The sequence below is a fragment of the Bremerella sp. TYQ1 genome, from assembly GCF_020150455.1.
Taxonomy (GTDB): domain Bacteria; phylum Planctomycetota; class Planctomycetia; order Pirellulales; family Pirellulaceae; genus Bremerella; species Bremerella volcania_A.
Window position 1 is genome coordinate 5,631,198 of sequence record NZ_CP083740.1, and the last position, 16,896, is coordinate 5,648,093.

The 16,896-nt window shown below is 53.9% G+C and carries 16 protein-coding genes; 11 read left to right on the forward strand and 5 right to left on the reverse strand.

Annotation, left to right across the window (positions count from 1 at the left end; translation table 11 throughout):
- Nucleotides 1-384: 384 nt before the first annotated feature.
- Nucleotides 385-1,797 carry a type I glutamate--ammonia ligase gene (gene glnA / locus LA756_RS22850; protein ID WP_224437040.1) on the forward strand — a complete coding sequence of 471 codons (1,413 nt, stop codon included), beginning with the start codon at nt 385-387 and terminating at the stop codon, nt 1,795-1,797.
- Nucleotides 1,798-2,197: 400 nt separating this feature from the next.
- Here glnA and mtnA read toward each other — a convergent pair whose 3' ends face one another.
- From mtnA to der, 3 genes are all read right to left on the reverse strand, one after another.
- On the reverse strand, nt 2,198-3,280 hold the full coding sequence (gene mtnA, locus LA756_RS22855; RefSeq protein WP_224437041.1) for an S-methyl-5-thioribose-1-phosphate isomerase: 1,083 nt from the start codon (nt 3,278-3,280) through the stop codon (nt 2,198-2,200).
- A gap of 4 nt (nt 3,281-3,284) precedes the next feature.
- The gene (gene ald / locus LA756_RS22860; RefSeq protein WP_224437042.1) at nt 3,285-4,388 is read right to left on the reverse strand and encodes an alanine dehydrogenase; all 1,104 of its coding nucleotides are present in this window, start codon (nt 4,386-4,388) and stop codon (nt 3,285-3,287) included.
- A 174-nt stretch (nt 4,389-4,562) separates the two neighbouring features.
- Complete coding sequence (gene der / locus LA756_RS22865) at nt 4,563-6,020, reverse strand: ribosome biogenesis GTPase Der (protein WP_224437043.1); 1,458 nt, start codon at nt 6,018-6,020, stop codon at nt 4,563-4,565.
- Nucleotides 6,021-6,370: 350 nt separating this feature from the next.
- On the opposite strand from der, the gene LA756_RS22870 reads away from it, so the two are divergent.
- Nucleotides 6,371-7,066, forward strand: a complete 696-nt coding sequence (locus LA756_RS22870; protein WP_224437044.1) for a uracil-DNA glycosylase family protein — start codon at nt 6,371-6,373, stop codon at nt 7,064-7,066.
- Between the two features lie 8 nt (nt 7,067-7,074).
- Here LA756_RS22870 and LA756_RS22875 read toward each other — a convergent pair whose 3' ends face one another.
- Nucleotides 7,075-8,613 (reverse strand): protein kinase, encoded by a 1,539-nt coding sequence (locus LA756_RS22875; RefSeq protein WP_224437045.1) that lies wholly within the window; start codon nt 8,611-8,613, stop codon nt 7,075-7,077.
- A gap of 384 nt (nt 8,614-8,997) precedes the next feature.
- Here LA756_RS22875 and LA756_RS22880 point away from each other — a divergent pair, with 384 nt between their 5' ends.
- Together LA756_RS22880 and LA756_RS22885 are read left to right on the forward strand one after the other, a co-directional pair.
- Nucleotides 8,998-9,747: an NTP transferase domain-containing protein gene (locus LA756_RS22880; RefSeq protein ID WP_224437046.1), complete on the forward strand. Its 750-nt coding sequence runs from the start codon at nt 8,998-9,000 to the stop codon at nt 9,745-9,747.
- Nucleotides 9,748-9,832: 85 nt separating this feature from the next.
- Complete coding sequence (locus LA756_RS22885; protein WP_224437047.1) at nt 9,833-10,789, forward strand: ribose-phosphate pyrophosphokinase; 957 nt, start codon at nt 9,833-9,835, stop codon at nt 10,787-10,789.
- Here the strand turns inward: LA756_RS22885 and LA756_RS22890 are convergent.
- The gene (locus LA756_RS22890; protein WP_224437048.1) at nt 10,786-11,127 is read right to left on the reverse strand and encodes a co-chaperone GroES; all 342 of its coding nucleotides are present in this window, start codon (nt 11,125-11,127) and stop codon (nt 10,786-10,788) included. The two genes, LA756_RS22885 and LA756_RS22890, sit on opposite strands and share 4 nt — an antisense overlap.
- Nucleotides 11,128-11,600: 473 nt before the next feature.
- On the opposite strand from LA756_RS22890, the gene LA756_RS22895 reads away from it, so the two are divergent.
- From LA756_RS22895 to LA756_RS22925, 7 genes are all read left to right on the forward strand, one after another.
- On the forward strand, nt 11,601-11,882 hold the full coding sequence (locus tag LA756_RS22895) for a hypothetical protein (RefSeq protein ID WP_224437049.1): 282 nt from the start codon (nt 11,601-11,603) through the stop codon (nt 11,880-11,882).
- A gap of 38 nt (nt 11,883-11,920) precedes the next feature.
- Nucleotides 11,921-12,481 (forward strand): aminoacyl-tRNA hydrolase, encoded by a 561-nt coding sequence (gene pth, locus LA756_RS22900; protein ID WP_224437050.1) that lies wholly within the window; start codon nt 11,921-11,923, stop codon nt 12,479-12,481.
- Nucleotides 12,482-12,578: 97 nt separating this feature from the next.
- A complete protein-coding gene (rpsF, locus tag LA756_RS22905; protein WP_224437051.1) occupies nt 12,579-13,013 on the forward strand; it encodes a 30S ribosomal protein S6 in 435 nt (144 codons plus the stop codon).
- A gap of 66 nt (nt 13,014-13,079) precedes the next feature.
- Nucleotides 13,080-13,586 (forward strand): single-stranded DNA-binding protein, encoded by a 507-nt coding sequence (gene ssb / locus LA756_RS22910; RefSeq protein WP_224437052.1) that lies wholly within the window; start codon nt 13,080-13,082, stop codon nt 13,584-13,586.
- An 85-nt stretch (nt 13,587-13,671) separates the two neighbouring features.
- Nucleotides 13,672-14,196 (forward strand): 50S ribosomal protein L9, encoded by a 525-nt coding sequence (gene rplI, locus LA756_RS22915; RefSeq protein ID WP_224437053.1) that lies wholly within the window; start codon nt 13,672-13,674, stop codon nt 14,194-14,196.
- 399 nt (nt 14,197-14,595) lie between these two features.
- The gene (dnaB, locus tag LA756_RS22920) at nt 14,596-16,035 is read left to right on the forward strand and encodes a replicative DNA helicase (protein ID WP_224437054.1); all 1,440 of its coding nucleotides are present in this window, start codon (nt 14,596-14,598) and stop codon (nt 16,033-16,035) included.
- 129 nt (nt 16,036-16,164) lie between these two features.
- On the forward strand, nt 16,165-16,875 hold the full coding sequence (locus tag LA756_RS22925) for an arginyltransferase (RefSeq protein ID WP_224437055.1): 711 nt from the start codon (nt 16,165-16,167) through the stop codon (nt 16,873-16,875).
- Nucleotides 16,876-16,896 lie beyond the last annotated feature (21 nt).

The window sequence follows — 16,896 nt, forward strand, 5'->3', positions numbered from 1 at the left end:
CCCGGTTGTCTCGCGTATTCTCTTTCCTCGGTGATCTCTGTGTCCTCTGTGGCTAATTTCTTTCTATCCGACCTGCAGCATATGAACCCTACGTGGTCGAGAATCGATCGAACGTTGCCGCAAGAAATTCCTTCTGGCTGATTGAATCAAACGGCGATTAGGGGGATATTGTCAGTTCGCTTAGCTGTCGACGCGGTGCTTGAAATTCTTGCCGTGTCTGCCCCTATCAAGGGCTAGATCCAATCGCCGAGGTGCCGTGCACACGTCCTCGTGAGTATGTCTTCGAGGAACGCCGCGAAACTTGGGAAGTCAACGGCATCGCACCCAGTAAAACTTGGCTCGCAGCCAACCGCGTTTCCACCCAGTAGAAAAGGGAGCCCCAGCATGACGCCAAAAGAAGTCTTAGCCCTCTGCCGCGAAAACGACGTGAAAGCGGTCGATTTCCGGTTTATGGATTTTCCTGGTTTGTGGCAACACTTCACCATTCCGGTCAGTCATCTCAGCGAAGACACCTTCGAGGATGGTTTGGGTTTCGACGGCTCCAGCATTCGCGGTTGGCAGACCATCAACGAAAGCGACATGTTGGTGGTGCCGCAGCCTGACACGGCGTTCGTCGATCCATTCACGCAACTGCCGACGCTCGTGTTGATCTGCAACATTCAAGACCCGATCACGCGGGAAGATTACTCGCGCGATCCTCGCAACGTCTGCCGAAAAGCGGCCAATTATCTGAAGAGCACCGGCATCGCCGACACTTGCTTCATTGGCCCGGAAGCGGAATTCTTCGTGTTCGACGATGTCCGCTTCGATCAGCGCCCGCAGCATGGGTTTTATTACATCGACAGCGTCGAAGGGGAGTGGAACCGCGGCAGGGACGAAGGACCGAACCTCGGGTACAAGCTACGTCACAAGGAAGGTTACTTTCCGGTGCCGCCAGCCGATTCGCTGATGGATCTGCGAAACGAAATGATGCAGACGATGATCGAGTGTGGCTTGAACGTCGAAGCACAGCATCACGAAGTTGCAACCGCCGGTCAGTGCGAAATTGACATGCGGTTCAACGAAATGGTGAAAATGGCGGACGACTTGCTGATCTACAAATATGTGATCAAGAACGTCGCCAAGCGTCATAACCGCACCGCCACGTTCATGCCGAAGCCGGTCTTCAGCGACAACGGTTCCGGAATGCATACGCACTTCTCGTTCTGGAAAGAGAACGAGCCACTCTTCGCTGGCAACGGATATGCGGGCCTTAGCGAAACGGCTTTGCACGCGATCGGCGGTTTGCTGAAGCATGCCCCAGCCGTGCTGGCGTTTACCAATCCAACGACCAACAGTTACAAGCGATTGGTGCCAGGCTACGAAGCGCCAGTGAACCTGGCGTACTCGCAGCGGAATCGTTCGGCGTCGTGCCGCATTCCGATGTACAGCCCCAGCCCGAAAGCGAAACGGGTCGAGTTCCGTTGCCCCGATCCGACGTGTAATCCATACCTGGCGTTTGCCGCGATCACGATGGCAGCGATCGACGGGATTCAAAACAAGATCGACCCCGGCCAACCGCTCGACAAAGACATCTATGACTTGCCGCCAGAAGAAGCGGCCGCGGTGCCTAAAACGCCGGGCTCGCTCGACGCCGCACTCGATGCATTGGCCGACGATCACGAGTTCCTTCTTCGCGGCGACGTCTTCACCAAGGACGTGATCGAAACATGGATCGAGTACAAACGCATCAACGAAGTCGACGCGATTCGCCTGCGTCCGCATCCGTATGAGTTCTGCTTGTACTACGACATTTAGTTCGCACGGAAATTTGAGTACTTGGGTGCCATGCTCACGTCTTCGTGGGGGCTTTTCTTATGCGCGATCGCCAGAAGAGAAGGGGAGGAAGGCGACCCTTATTTCATCGCTTTGCCGCTAAGACATCAATTGTACGTAAGTATTGTCCAAGTGTACATCAAAAGTTCACCAGGTATTGCTGAGGTATTGTCGCAGGTAGGCTGTTGATGCGGCGAGTTTGCGTTCGAAATGAGCGAGAAACAAGGGTAGAAAAAATCCCCTGCTCTCAACGCGCAAAAAGAAAGTGCGTAACTCCCGGGAGTTACGCACTTCTCAGAATATGTTTAGGTGCTTGTACACTTATTTGCGATAATGCGTAACAAATCTCTTTGCCGCACGATCGCTCGTTGACAATTCGATCTTACTCGCCAGAAATCGTCTGAGCGATATTCTCTGGCGTTACCGGGGAGATAACCCCTTTCTCGGTGATGATCCCCGCGATCAGTTCCGCAGGCGTGACATCGAACGCAGGATTGTAGACCTGAACGTTTTCAGGGGCTGTTTGCTTGCCCATACCGTTGATGATCTCGACAGGATCACGCTGTTCGATCGGGATGCCGTCGCCGTTGGGCAGCGTCAAATCGAACGTGCTGATCGGAGCCGCGATGTAAAACGGAATACCGTGGGCCTTCGCCAGCAGTGCGACGCCGTAGGTGCCGATCTTGTTGGCCGAGTCGCCGTTGGCAGCAATGCGATCCGCCCCGGTGATGACCGCGTTAACGCGACCTTCTTTCATGACCTGGGCAGCCATGTTGTCGCAGATCAGCGTTGCGGGGATGTCTCGCTGAACGAGTTCCCAGGCCGTCAATCGCGAACCCTGTAAGAGTGGCCGCGTCTCGTCAACATAAACGTGGATCGGCTTTCCTTGATCGTGACATGTAAACATCACAGCCAAAGCGGTCCCGTAGTCGGCCGTGGCAAGCCCGCCTGCGTTGCAGTGCGTGAGGATACCATGGCCAGGGTCGATGAGCTCGGCCCCGTGGCGACCGATGGCCCGGCAGACTTGGCGGTCGTCTTCGTGGATGAAACGAGCTTCGGCCAAGAGGGCCGCGTGGATCTCGGCAGGTGACTTGCCCGCTTCTTTTTCCTTTGCGTAGGTCGCCTTCAAGCGATCGAGTGCCCAGAACAAGTTGACCGCCGTAGGACGACTTCCAGCCAGGTACTCGACCACTTCATTGAAGCGAGCCTCGAATTCTTCCGGCGACTTGTCGGCGACCGTTTGCAAACCAACGATCACCCCGTAGCCAGCAGCAATGCCGATGGCCGGGGCTCCCCGCACTCGCAGCATCTTGATTGCCTCCCAAACCGTTTCCACATCTCGGCATTCGATGTGGAGCAATTCGACAGGAAGCTTGGTTTGGTCGATCAGGACCAAGTGCCCATCCGTTTCGCCAACGAATTGAATGGGATCAGGAGCGGTGGTCTGGGGATTCGCAGTCGTCATGAATTCATGAAAGGGGTTCGTAGGGAAGATCGAAGGTGGCCGCAACCGCTTCGTTGGTTACACGACCGGAATGAATGTTGAGTGCCGTTTGCAGTTCCGGGGAATTTGCCAGCGACTTTTCGATGCCATCGTTCGCGACCCGCAATGCCCACGGCAACGTGACATTGCACAGCGCGAACGTGCTCGTTCGGCCGACGGCGCCAGGCATGTTGGCCACGCAGTAATGCAACACGTCGTCGATCAGGTAGGTTGGATCGCTGTGCGAAGTTGGTTTCGACGTTTCGATGCAACCACCTTGGTCGACGGCAACGTCGATGATCACGCTGCCGGGCTTCATCAGTTTGAGGTCATCTCGCGAGACCAGCATTGGAGCTTTCGCCCCAGGAATCAGCACGGCACCGATGACCAAGTCCGCTAGTTGCAACTGATGACGAATCACGTGACGATCGCTGAACAGAACGTTCACGTTCGGCGGCATCACGTCGTCCAGATACCGCAGGCGATCCATGTTGATGTCGAGAATGTTGACGTCGGCGTTGAAGCCTGCGGCAATCTTCGCGGCATTCGCACCAACGATTCCGCCACCAAGAATGGTGATGTGGGCGGGGGCAACGCCGGGGACGCCGCCTAGCAAGATGCCTTGGCCCATTTGCGGTTTTTCGAGGTACTTAGCCCCTTCCTGGATGCTCATGCGTCCGGCGACTTCGCTCATCGGAGTGAGCAGCGGCAGCGTACCGCGGCGATCCCGCAGCGTTTCGTAAGCAAGGCAGATCGAGCCCGAGTCGATCATCCCTTGAGTTAGCTCGGTGCTTGCCGCGAAATGGAAATACGTGAAGACGATCTGCCCTTTGCGAATGAGCGGAAACTCTTCCGGTTGAGGCTCCTTCACTTTCAGGATCATGTCGGCTTGGCTGAAGACTTCTTCGGCCGTGTCGACGAGCGTTGCCCCTGCTTCGAGATACTGTTCATTCGTAAGACCAGAGCCGATACCGGCGTCCTTTTCAATCAGGACGGTATGCCCAGCACGGACGAGTTCCTCGGCCCCCACTGGCAAAATGGCAATGCGGTACTCGTCTCGTTTCACTTCCTTCGGAATGCCAACGATCATCAGGCTGTCTCTGCTTTCTTTCCATCAATTTGAGTGCGACTTGCACGATCACTTGGGGCTTAGGCTATTGAAACATGTCCAAGCAAATGTGGACATGGGCCTATTGCGCGAAATGATGTGAAAATGACGCAACGGAATTCGTAAAGAAAGATGGAAAATCCTGGAGACAGTCGACTACGCTTCCTCGTTGACGTCATCCATTTCGTCCAAGGCGACGTCTTCGGCCGATTCGTCAACTTCCGGCAGGAACTCGTCGTCGACTTCCGAATGATCTTTCGCTTTGCCGACCTTCCCGAAATCGTCGCGCTCGTCCGAGGACTCACGTTTTTTCAGGTAGATCTTGATGGGAACTTCGGGGAAGGGGACCGCGTCGCGGAACGACGAGATCAGGTACCGCTGATAACTTTGCGAAAACGCCTTCGGCATGTTCACCATCAGCACGAATGTCGGAGGCTGAACACCCACCTGCGTGGCGTAGTAGACTTTCGGCTTACGGTTCTTATGCAGCGGTGGCGGATGGTGGGCGATGATTTCTTTGAGAATTCGATTGAGTTCGCCGGTACCGATACGAGAAAGCGACTGCTTGTAAAGCATCTGGGCGTGATTCAGCAGCGTCTTGACGTTTTTGCCGGTTTGGCCGGTGATGAACGCGATCGGAACGTGCGACATCATCGGAAAAGTTTCGTGCAGATAGGTCGCCCAGCGTTCCGTCGGCATCTGCGTGTTGTACAAGTCCCACTTGTTGACCACGAAAATGCATGGTTTGAATTCGTCGCTGATGTAGCGGACAAGTTGCTTGTCGACTTTGCTGATCTGCTGCGAAGCATCGAAGAACATCAGCGTCAAATCGGCGTGGCGAATGCTGCGTTCGGCGCGATGTGTGCTGTAAAAGTCGATGTCGGTCTTCACGCTTACGCGGCGACGGAGCCCAGGCGTATCGATCGCAACGAACGATTTCCCGTCCATTTCAAAGCGAACGTCGACACTATCGCGAGTCGTCCCAGCGACTTCGCTTACGATCATTCGTTCCGCTTGCGCCAACGTGTTGACGAAGGTGCTTTTGCCGACGTTGCGGCGACCAACGATGGCGACCTTCATTTCCGGGGCTGAGTCGACATCGGGCATCGCTTCGGCTTCCGGAAGGCGATCGGCGATCACGTCCAGAAGATCGTTCTTATTGCGATTCTGAAGGGTACTTACCGCGACGAGTTTGCCGCGGCCGAGCTTATAGAACTGATCCGCTTCCACGTCCATGTGCGGAGCGTCTGTTTTGTTGGCGACCAGAACGACCGGTTTGTCGATCTTGCGTAAACGCTGGGCGACTTGCTGGTCGAGCGGCAGCATACCGCTGCGAACGTCCACAACAAACAATATGACATCGGCCGAATCGATCGCGATTTGAATCTGACGTTCAATTTCGTCGGTCAGATTATCGACGTCATTAACGCCAATACCGCCGGTGTCGACGATTTCAAAAAATCGTTCATTCCACTTTTGCAGGTGGACCATGCGGTCTCGGGTGACGCCAGCAACATCGTCTACGATGGCTAATCGCCTTCCGGCGAGCCAGTTGAAGATGCTGGATTTACCAACGTTGGGACGTCCGATGATAACTACTTGCGGTACCGCCATAGGGGCAGAATTCAATCAGAGGTGCGAGTATGGATGACAGGAAAGCATGAATTACTTACCCTAATATGGATCAAGTCTATTTTACGTGCTAGGTCTGGCTGGAGTAAGGGAAAAGTTTAAAGCCTTGCAATTCCAGCTTGAAAACTCCTCCGTATCTCTCTTTTTCGGACGTCGCAAGTTCCGGCATGGATGAGCCTGAAATTCGTCGAATACTGATCCAACAGGCCCAAGCCTGGCAAGCGTCCGGAGTCCAATTCGTGGCGAAACAAGCCGGGATTGCGCTTCCCGTAAGTCCACCCGCCGCACCCCCAATCGAACCAGAGCCTCAAGCATCGCAAGGAGCCCGCGAGATGCCACGACCGAAAAAGGCCACCGCAGCCCCAGCCGCGAAACCAGCGCCGATGCCGACGTTGCCGAGTTCTTCGGACGAGCCTTGGCCAAAAGAATTTGCCAAACTTTCGGCAGCGAAACGACAGGAACATCTGGATCAGCTGCAATCGACGGTGGCAGGATGTACGCTTTGTGCCGAATTGGCAAAAACTCGCACACAAACTGTTTTCGGCGTCGGCAGTGCCAAAGCAAGAATTGCTTTCTTTGGGGAAGCTCCTGGAGCGGATGAGGATCGACTCGGAGAACCATTCGTCGGACGAGCCGGGAAGTTGCTCACGCAGATTATCGAAGCTTGTTCGTTTCAGCGGAGTGATGTCTATATTCTCAACACGCTAAAATGTCGTCCTCCTGGCAATCGCAATCCGACAACGGAAGAAAATGAGAACTGTCGTCCTTATTTTGAGAGACAGTTAGAAATCATCCAGCCGGAATACATCGTTTGCCTTGGGCGATTTGCGATAACAAACCTTCTGCAGTCGGTTGCGCCGATCGGAAAGCTTCGCGGACGATTTCACCCGTATCGCGGGAGTAAGGTCGTCGTCACCTATCATCCCGCGTACTTGCTGCGAAATCCTTCGGCTAAGAAAGATGTCTGGGAAGACATGAAGATGATGCTGAAGGACATGGGCGTGGCGATTCCCAAGCCGTCGAAGTAACCCCGTGACTAGTGGGTGCCTGCTTCGGCTTCGGCATCTTCTTCTTCGGGATCGAGCGGGTCTTTAAGAAGTTCATGGACGAGCTTGCGAAGCTCGCGAACTTTGACCGGCATCGTCATAATCGCCCGGTTCTCGCCCATTTGAGCCGCCTCACGAATGGCCGTTTGACGTTCTTTGACGATCAACACGGCGGGCTTGTCTTTAGTGTGGATGTCTTCCGCAAATTGGTTGAAGCCATCCAACGCCGCGACGCCCATGTCGATTGCACTGAAAACAATGATATCCGCAGGCGACGAATCTTCGGCGAAACGATTCAAAGCACGCTGTGGATCGCTGATCACTAACACGCGGTAGCCATACTTTTTCAGGCGATCGCGAAGCACATTCTGCATGTCCATATTGGACTCGACGATCATGATCGTCTTGTTGTAGCCCTCGAACTGCTTGGCAATGCGTGCTTCGTTTTGGGCTTCGAGCTTGCCACGAATTTCCCCGGCGGTCGATTCGTCGCCGAGCTCCAGACGCTTAGCCGCCATCTTCAAATCCATCAGCATCTGGCCGTTGGTTTGATAGCGCTTGTCGGGGTTGGTTTCCATCGCCTTCATCACGACAGATGCCACCGAACGCGGAAGATCTGGGGCGACTTTGGCAATTGATTCGACATTCAGATAGCGTGTCGCCGCGAGCCGCTTTTGGCGATCACGAGTTTCGTAAAGCGGAATCGCACCACTGAGCATATGGTAATAAATGGCGCCAGCGAAGTAGATATCACTTCGTGGATCGTCACGTGGAGCATTGGTGGCGATTTCCAAACCTGCGTAGTCAACCGTACGAGGATTGGAGGCCTGGCCATCTTCGCTGACTTGTTCAGCAAACGCCGCCAAACCGAAGTCGACGAGCTTAGCACGGCCTCGAGCCGAGATGAGCACGTTCGAGGTCTTCAAGTCACGGTGTGTCAAACCACGCTCGGCTGCGTAGGCTAAGCCAGAGGTAATGTCGATCATCAATTGGGTCGCTTCTTTCGGGCTGAATTTGCCACGAATGCGAAGCAGATCGCGAAGGTTTTGTCCTTCGATGAACTCAATGATCAGGAAGTAGCTGGTCCCCTGCTGATACATCGAGGTTTCAGAATGGACCTCGTAAATAGGACAGATATTCGGATGACGTAGCCCTTTGCCCAGTTCACCTTCCGTCATGAACTGCGACGCACGCTTCGGATCTTCGCTGAATCGTCGTCGAAGCACCTTCGCGGCGACCACTTTGCCGGTGTCTTTGTGGACTGTGCGGAACACGCGTGCGAACGTTCCGGTACCGATCATGTACAGGACTTTGTAGTCGCCGTAAAAGTAGCCGGTACGGAGTCCTTTCACGACTCGCTCGACCTGATAGTTGGTCATCAGCTCTTTACGGAGCATCAGATTCTGGAATTCACCCAGAGAGACTTCGCGAGTTCCCAGTTCGCTCCAGACCTGCTCGACTTGCCGATGCTCGAGAAGGTTGAAATCGATAACGCGCTGCGCAAATTCTTCGGCGGTGAGATCAGCCATAAAATCTTCCTGGCCCCCGACCGTCCAGCAGCGACCGGGGCACCTCTTCAATCTGGGTGAGAATATGTTGGATGAGATGTCTGTTCCGAACGATATGTTATTCGACTTTTTGGGTGAAAGCAAATTGTCGTCATGCAAAACTAATTCACTAACGGTTCGATCGGGGGGACGGGCGCAAGGCACAGTTGGTATGATCGTTAAATTTTCTTCGATCGGCTGTAAGTGACCGCAGTCAAATAAGTTCCGGGTGATGGTTTATGACTAAAACCTTATTTCGCCCCTGGAAATCCACCGCAGATAATGCCAAGATATGGCCGTTTGTGGACGAGATTCTGCCGCGTTCACTGGTTATGTAGCGATCTCTGGGCTGAGCGAGTAGGCGAAATGGGAAAGCGGATTGCAATTGTCCTGGCTGCCGGAAAAGGTACCCGGATGCAGTCGGATATGCCGAAGGTCCTCTTTCCGGTCTTGCAGCGACCCATGATCGAGTACGTGCTGGACGCTTTACGTCAGGTCGGTGTCGAACAGATCATCTGTGTCGTTGGCTATCGTGCTGACGATGTTCGCCAGGCCCTCAGCAGCCACGACGACGTAGTATTTGTCGAGCAAACCGAGCAGCTTGGTACTGGGCACGCCGTTCAGATGTGTCTGGATGAACTGCGAAAAGTCGATGGAAGCGTTGTCGTATTGGCTGGGGATTCTCCTTTGGTTCAGTCGTCGTCGCTGAAAGAGCTTTTCGAGGCTTTTGAATCTGGCGGGCATGCGTGTCTGTTGGGTACTCTGAAACGAGACAATCCGACAGGACTTGGGCGGATTGTGCGAGATTCATCGGGTGTTTTCGAGGGAATCGTCGAGGAAAAGGATGCATCCCCTGAGCAGCGAGCGATTGACGAGGTGAACATGAGCACCTACGTTTTTCAGGCTTCGCGGCTCGTCGAGGCTCTAACGCGGCTCGACAACAATAATGCCCAAGGTGAGTACTACTTGACCGACTGCCCCAAGATTTTGAAGGGGCTCGGAGACAAAGTAGACGCGGTACCGGTACTGAAGTCTTGTGAAGCGTACAGTATTAATTCGCGCGACCAACTCGCAGAGGTGGAGCGTGTGATGGCGGAAATTGGTTACAATAGTTGAATGGTCGTGTGAGGGGCTTTTGAGCCCCTTTCTTTGTTCCTGGCGTCTTTTTCGATAACTCCCAGACGGTTGCCCAGTTTGCGTCATGCGTGAGATCAAAATCTTTAGCGGTCGTGCTAACCCTAAGCTTGCCGAAGATGTCTGCAATTTCCTGCATCTGAAGCTCGGCCGTGTCGCGCTGGGGGAATTCCCGGACGGAGAAATCCAGTGCAAGATCGAGGAAGATGTTCGCGGACGCGATGTCTTCCTGGTTCAGCCAACTTGCCCGCCGGTGAACAACAATCTGATGGAATTGCTGGTCATGATCGACAGTTGTCGTCGTGCCAGTGCCGAGCGAATCACTGCTGTAATTCCCTACTATGGCTACGCCCGACAGGACCGAAAGGATGAGGGGCGTGTTCCCATTACGGCCAAACTAGTCGCTGACTTGATCACTAGTGCTGGGGCGGACCGCGTGCTGACGATGGACCTGCATGCGGCCCAAATTCAGGGCTTTTTTAACGTTCCCGTCGACCACTTGAATGCCTCGCCGGTCCTTAATCACTACTTTCTAAGCCTTGGCATTCCGACGGAAGAACTGTGCGTAGTGAGTCCCGATGCGGGAAGTATCAAGCGGGCTGTGACGCATCATCGTCGGTTGAATGGTGAGCTGGCGATCGTCGATAAACGTCGGACGAGTGCTCATGAGACGACAACCAAAAACATTATTGGTGGCCCTGTCGAAGGAAAAACAGCGGTTATCTTCGACGATATGATCAGCACAGCTGGATCAATTTGCGGTGCAGCTAAAGTCGTTCACAAAGCCGGGGCCCGCGAAATCTACATCGCGGCGACGCATGGAGTGCTTTGCGGTCCGGCGGTGGCTCGGCTTCAAGCAGCACCGATCAAAGAGTTGATCCTGACTGATACGATTCCTCAGAAGTCGCAGGACCTTCTGGGAAATATGAAGGTCCTTTCTGTCGCTCCACTGTTAGGGGAAGCGATCAAGCGAATTCACAACGACGAATCGATTAGTGCTCTCTTTCGAGAGAACATCGCCTAGTCTTCCTTGGTCGTCTTTTTGCCGGTTTCGCGGCGGAAAACGGCGACGACATCTTCCACGGGGACGACAAACAGCTGGTTGTCGGTCTCGAAGTCGACTGGAATCGCTTCCTTCGGGTGGAACAAGATTTTGTCGTATTGGCGAAGCGGGAAATCTTCGTCGTTCTCAATTCGTGTGGAAATCGCCACGATTCGACCGGTGATCGTCGGAATTTCGGCCTGATCCGGCAGCGCAATGCCCCCTTTGGTGGTCCGTTTCGGTTCGTCTTTCCGGACGAGCACGCGGTCACCGATCGGTTCGACATATTCAATCACTTTGCTGCGGGTCGATTTGGCCATGAGTTTCCGGATTCTGGGTAAGCAATTTGGGAGAGCATTTCGCTTTCCATTCAATTGTTCTTAAAGAAAGCAGATTAGCAATCCCCCGCCGCGAATCGTCAACAATGGGACGATTTCGGTACTGATCCAACACCTAAGATGCGAGATGGTTTCTCTAAAGTTCGATTCGGTATTGGTTTACGTCGGTAGATTGCCCGTCTTTTTTAAGAGAATTCCCAGGGCTAATTCGACCGTTTTGCTGGGGCTTTGGGCAATTCTCGAATTCCGCTTGACATGAATTCGGCTGGGACGCCTTGTTTGGACTTGCCAACGGCAGATTGTTTGGCAAAATAACCAGTTTCCAAAATTACGAAGTTGGTCCTCAGGGAGCTTACGCTCTTTGGGCGAACCACTTTCGATAGATAAGACCCGACCAGACGCACCATTTGCCCGGTCGCCCTAGACAACACTTACTGACTGCGGAACAAGTTTTCATGGCCGAAACACTCAAAGCCACGAAGCGAGAAAAGACCGGCAAGATCGCCAATCGCAACCTGCGTCGTGACGGGAAAATCCCCGCCGTTTTGTACGGTGCAGGCAAGGAAGTCATTAACTTGGAACTGTGTGCCGAGCAGTTCGATGTGATCGTGCGTCACGGTGCCAAGGACATTAACCTGGAAGGAGACGTTACCGAGAGCGTCGTCATGCGAGAGGTCCAATGGGACACTTTCGGGACGGAAGTTCTTCACGTCGACTTCTACCGAGCCGGTAACTAAGTCGGCCGATTGCCGCTGGTGTTGATTGACTGGATGTGATGAAACTCGTCGTCGGGCTCGGAAATCCAGGCAAAAAGTACGAAGGCACCCGGCATAATGTGGGCTTCGACGTGCTCGATACGCTGGCAAAACGCCATAGCGCATCGCAGCCGAAAGCGAAGTTCAACGGTCAACTGACCGAACTGGGTGTTGGTGGTCAAAAGCTGATGTTGCTTTGGCCGCACACCTTTATGAACAAAAGCGGAAACAGTGTTCGACCTGCATTCGACTTTTATAAGTTAACGCGGGACGACGTTTTGGTTGTATGCGACGATTTCAATCTCCCTTTGGCGAAGCTTCGCATGAAGGGGAAAGGATCGGCAGGCGGCCAAAATGGCCTAGCGGATGTAATACAAAAGCTCGGCTCCGATGAGGTTCCCCGGCTTCGTGTCGGAATCGGACCTCCGCGAGAAGGAGCCGATGTGGCTGGATACGTTTTGAGCAGTTTTGCCAAGGCGGAAAAGCCTGAGATCGATTTGTGTGTTGAGCGTGCTGCTTCGGCAGTCGAAGACTGGGCAACCCAGGGTTTGACGCACACAATGAATCAATACAACGGATAAGAATTTCACTACCAACGTGACTATTCCACTGGCCCAGCAAGCGAGTGGTTAATCACTCACCGATCATTTTGACGTCGACATTCGAGGAGTAGAAACCTTGGCGGCTTACGTTTACGAGGGGATGTTCATTCTGGACTCCAACCGGTATGGAAAGGATCCCAATGGGGTCTCCGGAAAAATCAACGCCCTGGTTGAAAAGCTGGGAGGCGAAATCCTAGTTAGCCGCATGTGGGCGGAACAACGCTTGGCGTACCCGATCAACGGGCAGCGTCGTGGTACCTACTGGTTGACCTACTTCCGCTTGGACAGCTCGCAAATGGACGAGTTGAACTACGCGTGCAATATCAACGACGACATGCTGCGATACTTGTTCATCAAGCAAGATCCTCGCCTGGTCGACATGTTGATCGCTCACGCCGAAGGTCACGAATTCGCCGGTGACGACGACTCGGATTCTTCCGGCTCGAGCGATAGCGATGACGAAGATTCGTCCTCCGAAGGTGAAGAAGAAACCGTCGAAGCAGCAGACTAGTTTCTGCTTAAGCTTTCCCGGTTCCAACCCAGTCGATTTTGAATTTCCCCCTGAAGGAGCGTCACGATGGCAAGTTTCAACCGAGTAATTCTGGTCGGGAACCTGACACGGGACATCGATTTGCGATACGTCTCCGGCGGAGGAACAGCCGTCACCGAGCTGGGCCTGGCGGTCAATGATCGACGCAAAACGCAATCGGGCGAATGGGTTGACGAGACCACGTTCGTCGATGTGACGTTGTGGGGACGGACTGCGGAAATTGCTAGTGAATACCTGAGCAAGGGTGCCCCTGTTTTGATTGAAGGACGCCTCAAGCTCGACACGTGGGAAACAGACGGCCAGAAGCGTTCCAAGCTTCGCGTCGTCGGCGAAAAGATGCAGATGCTCGGCGGACGAGACGGGAGCGGCGGCGGTGGAAGCCGTGGCGGTTCGCGACCTCCGCAACGGCAATCGCAACCTCAGGGTGGCGGTGGCTACGGCCAGGGCGGTTCGAGCGACTACGATTCCTACGATGACGGCAGCTTCGGGGGACAAGGTTCCCAAGGCGCCGCTGACGACGACATTCCGTTTTAGTGGCTGGCGGTCGACTTGCTCGACGTCACCTGACATTGTAAATAACGATCGCCAATCCACTGGCAAATCTTGGAAATAGCAAACCATGCCAACTCGATCTGAAAAGCACAAAGCACGTCCTTGGAAGCGTCTTCCTAAAGGCAAAAACGGCGGTATCGAACTGCTGCTGATCCAATCGGTTGACCACCTTGGCAAGCCTGGCGACGTTGTCGAAGTTCGTCCTGGCTACGCCAACAACTACCTGATCCCACAGGGCTTGGCGACCGTCGCAACGACGCATCACAAGCGTATGGTCGAAAAGCACAAAGCAAAGCTGGCCGAGATCGAAAAGTCGCGTTTGGCCGGTCTGCGTGCAATCGCCGATTTGCTCAATCGTCAAAGTGTTACGATCGAAGCCAATGCCAACGACGAAGGCCACTTGTATGGCAGCGTTGGTCAGGCCGAAATCGTTGCGGCATTGAAAGAGCAGAACTTCACCGTGACCCCAGATCAGGTTCGCCTGCAAGGTCCGCTGAAAGAACTCGGTTTGTATACCGTTAAGATTCACCTTCATGCCGAAATTGAATCGGAACTGAAGGTTTGGGTTGTTCCGACCGTCGCCGGCGAATAATTTCGCTCGCTCGGTCAGGTGCGAGATTCGCACTGAGTTTAATCGTGCACAGCCGCCGCAAAAGTCCGGCACCGCATAGCACGCTACGGCATGCCTCTTGAGTCGAATTTACTTTGACTCGAGGCTTGTTGGTCTTAGTAAGTCGCACTCCCTTTTTCCAAAGGTGACGAAGCTCGGTCGGCTCCCTGGCGAAATCGCCGGCCTTGATAGCTTCCCCAGCGGACACTCAAAAACTCCTCGGCCTCCCCGAGGAGTTTTTTTATGCTTGTCGTTTCATCTTGTGATCGCTCGTCGCCAAATGCCTAAATCTGGCGTCTTGATTGTGCTGACTGCAAGGCGCGGTACGATGGAACACGAAGTCAGGCAGACGTTTTCTCAACCTACGGACGGAGCACATCCTTGGCTACCGGTAGCAAATCGAAGAAGCGACGGTTTGAGGATCGAGAAGAGGTAAGCACCAATATTCTCGATAACCAGCCGCCCTGCAGCGTCGAGGCAGAGCATTGCGTGCTCGGCAGTATTATTTTGCTGCCTGACGTTCTCGACGACGTCATCATGGTTCTTCGGCCGGAGGACTTCTATGACGATGCCAATAAGAAGCTCTTCGAGCATATGGTCGACTTGCACAACAGTGGACGCAAGATTGACGTCACCCTGCTAAGCGAGCATCTGCGTGACACTGGCGACTGGGAATTCGTCGGTGGCGCGGCATATCTCGCCAAAGTCGCGCGAAGCGTACCACATGCGGCCCATGCGGTGAGCTACGCTGAGATTGTTCGGAAGAAAGCAACAAGCCGAAATCTTATTCTCGCCGCCACGGACATCTTGCAAGATGCCTATCAGGAAGCAGGCAAGCCGGAAGAATTGATCGGCCGGGCGGAACAGAAGATCTTTAGCATTCTCGACGGTCGCGACAGTCGAAGCATGGCCAGCATGCGCGAGATCGTGACCGTGGCGATGGAACGCATTGATGCCCGGCTCCGTGGCGAAGCGAATGAAGATGGTGTGCTGACAGGGTTCGCTGATCTCGATGAGATGACGAGCGGTTTCCATGGAAGTCAGCTGCTGATCCTCGCGGCTCGTCCAGCTATGGGTAAAACAGCGTTCGCAATGAATATCGCTGAAAACGTGGCTGTTCACGACAAAGTCCCGGTGCTGTTCGTCAGCTTGGAAATGGGCTCGGTCGAGTTATGCGACCGACTCTTGTGTAGCGTTGCGAGAGTCAACGGTCACCGACTGCGTAATGGCACGCTCAGCAATGAAGATCGTGCTCGCTTAATCGAGAAGTCTTCGTTGGTAGGCGAAGCCCCGCTGTTTGTGGACGACTCGCCAAGTCGAACGGTGGCAGAAATCGCGGCGTCTGCTCGACGAATTATTCGTAACGAGAAGCGTCTTGGTTTGATCGTTATCGACTATTTGCAGCTGATCGAGCCGGACAATGCAGAAGATCCACGGCAAGAACAAGTCGCCAAGATCGCTCGGCGATTAAAAGGTTTGGCTCGTGAAATGAACGTGCCGATCTTGTGTCTCGCCCAGTTGAACCGGCAAGCGGAAGTCTCGAAAGACAACAAGCCGAAGCTTAGTCACCTTCGTGAATCGGGGGCCATCGAGCAGGATGCCGACGTCGTCATGTTCGTCCACCGTGAGGAATACTATCACCACGGCGAAGAACGCGAACAGTACGCCGGTCAGGCCGAAATCATTATCGGTAAGCAGCGTGCAGGCCCCGTTGGCGATATCAAGCTGACTTGGCTCAAGGACTTTACGCGATTTGAGAACGCATTCGACCGCGAGCCAGACGATTTCTCGGCATTCAACCAAGGCGAGGGAGGCTTTTAAGCCTCCTTTTCTTTTGCGTCTAAAGACAAGGCAAAAGATTTCCGCGGAACATGAAGTCGATCGACCTATAATACGTTTGTCGATTGTTGGATGGCCTAAGTTAGGTACGTGCCGAAAAAGAGGTCCGAAGTGAGCCATCGCTACGGAGCAAAATTTATCGACGTCGAAGAGACGTGCCCTTACCTGCCGGACCGGCTGGCTGTGCTACCGTTCTATCTGACCGAATTCCGAGCGGATCCTCGCTCGTTTGATCAAGCTTTGGCCGAAGGCGTTCGGCGATCGGGCATCTTCATCTATCACACGCAATGCCCTGGTTGTAATGCCTGCGAACCGATTCGCATTCCAGTCGAAGAGTTTAAGCCGCGTCGGCGCCATCGTCGCGTGCTTAAGAAAGCAGAGCCTGAGCTACGCGTCGAGATCGGTGAACCGATGGTCGATCGTGAGCGAGTCGACCTATACAACAAGCACAAAGTCGGCCGAGGGCTTGGCGAGCCAGGCAGTGAGATTGATATCCGTAGTTTGAAAGAGTTTATCGGAATCAGCTGCTGCGACAGTCGTGAGTTTCGGTACTATCGTGGTGATGACTTGGTCGGTATTGCCATCGCTGACGTAGGACAAGAAGCAATGTCGGCTGTCTATTGCTATTTCGATTCTGAAATGTCAGAGCTAAGCATTGGAAATTTCTCTGTTCTGAAGCAAATCGAAGCGTGCCGTGCGTGGGGGCTTAAGTACTTGTATCTCGGTTTCTATGTCGCTGGCAACGACCACATGAAGTACAAAGCCAACTACCTCCCGCACGAACGTCGGATCGATGGAGAGTGGATTCGATTCGACTCATAGTTTCGAACGATCGCTGGAAAG

Excerpts from the sequence above, each read along its gene's own strand:
- der (WP_224437043.1), bottom strand. The coding sequence starts at position 6,020 with ATGGCGGTACCGCAAGTAGTTATCATCGGACGTCCCAACGTTGGTAAA.
- ald (WP_224437042.1), bottom strand. The coding sequence starts at position 4,388 with ATGATCGTTGGCATTCCGAAGGAAGTGAAACGAGACGAGTACCGCATT.
- mtnA (WP_224437041.1), bottom strand. The coding sequence starts at position 3,280 with ATGACGACTGCGAATCCCCAGACCACCGCTCCTGATCCCATTCAATTC.
- rplI (WP_224437053.1), top strand. The coding sequence starts at position 13,672 with ATGCCAACTCGATCTGAAAAGCACAAAGCACGTCCTTGGAAGCGTCTT.
- LA756_RS22885 (WP_224437047.1), top strand. The coding sequence starts at position 9,833 with ATGCGTGAGATCAAAATCTTTAGCGGTCGTGCTAACCCTAAGCTTGCC.
- LA756_RS22890 (WP_224437048.1), bottom strand. The coding sequence starts at position 11,127 with ATGGCCAAATCGACCCGCAGCAAAGTGATTGAATATGTCGAACCGATC.
- LA756_RS22870 (WP_224437044.1), top strand. The coding sequence starts at position 6,371 with ATGCCACGACCGAAAAAGGCCACCGCAGCCCCAGCCGCGAAACCAGCG.
- glnA (WP_224437040.1), top strand. The coding sequence starts at position 385 with ATGACGCCAAAAGAAGTCTTAGCCCTCTGCCGCGAAAACGACGTGAAA.
- LA756_RS22880 (WP_224437046.1), top strand. The coding sequence starts at position 8,998 with ATGGGAAAGCGGATTGCAATTGTCCTGGCTGCCGGAAAAGGTACCCGG.
- LA756_RS22875 (WP_224437045.1), bottom strand. The coding sequence starts at position 8,613 with ATGGCTGATCTCACCGCCGAAGAATTTGCGCAGCGCGTTATCGATTTC.
- ssb (WP_224437052.1), top strand. The coding sequence starts at position 13,080 with ATGGCAAGTTTCAACCGAGTAATTCTGGTCGGGAACCTGACACGGGAC.
- pth (WP_224437050.1), top strand. The coding sequence starts at position 11,921 with ATGAAACTCGTCGTCGGGCTCGGAAATCCAGGCAAAAAGTACGAAGGC.
- LA756_RS22895 (WP_224437049.1), top strand. The coding sequence starts at position 11,601 with ATGGCCGAAACACTCAAAGCCACGAAGCGAGAAAAGACCGGCAAGATC.